The sequence below is a fragment of the Luteimonas salinilitoris genome, assembly GCF_041300785.1.
Classification (GTDB): Bacteria; Pseudomonadota; Gammaproteobacteria; order Xanthomonadales; family Xanthomonadaceae; genus Luteimonas; species Luteimonas salinilitoris.
Genome location: NZ_JBFWIB010000061.1, coordinates 1 through 409, shown reverse-complemented (window position 1 = coordinate 409; position 409 = coordinate 1). Strand labels below are relative to the sequence as shown.

The following is a 409-nucleotide window of genomic DNA, read 5'->3' as shown; positions in this document are numbered from 1 at the left end:
GGCCTTCTCCAGCTGCAGGCCGACTTCCTCGGAGATCACGGTGCCGCCGGTCAGCACGGCCATGTCTTCCAGCATCGCCTTGCGGCGGTCGCCGAAGCCCGGGGCCTTGACGGCGCAGACCTTGACGATGCCGCGGATGGTGTTGACCACCAGGGTCGCCAGGGCCTCGCCCTCGACTTCCTCGGCGACGATCAGCAGCGGCTTGCCGGCCTTGGCCACGCCCTCGAGGATCGGCAGCAGGTCGCGCACGTTGGAGATCTTCTTGTCGTGCAGCAGGATGAACGGATCCTCCAGCTCGGCCGACATCGACTGCTGGTTGTTGATGAAGTAAGGCGACAGGTAGCCGCGGTCGAACTGCATGCCCTCGACCACGTCCAGCTCGTTGTCCAGGCCCGAACCTTCCTCGACG

Annotated in this window: 1 pseudogene; it reads right to left on the bottom strand. The window is 65.8% G+C overall.

Annotated elements, in window-relative coordinates:
* A pseudogene (gene groEL / locus AB5T46_RS20440) lies at positions 1 to 409 on the bottom strand (chaperonin GroEL); the annotation flags it as partial.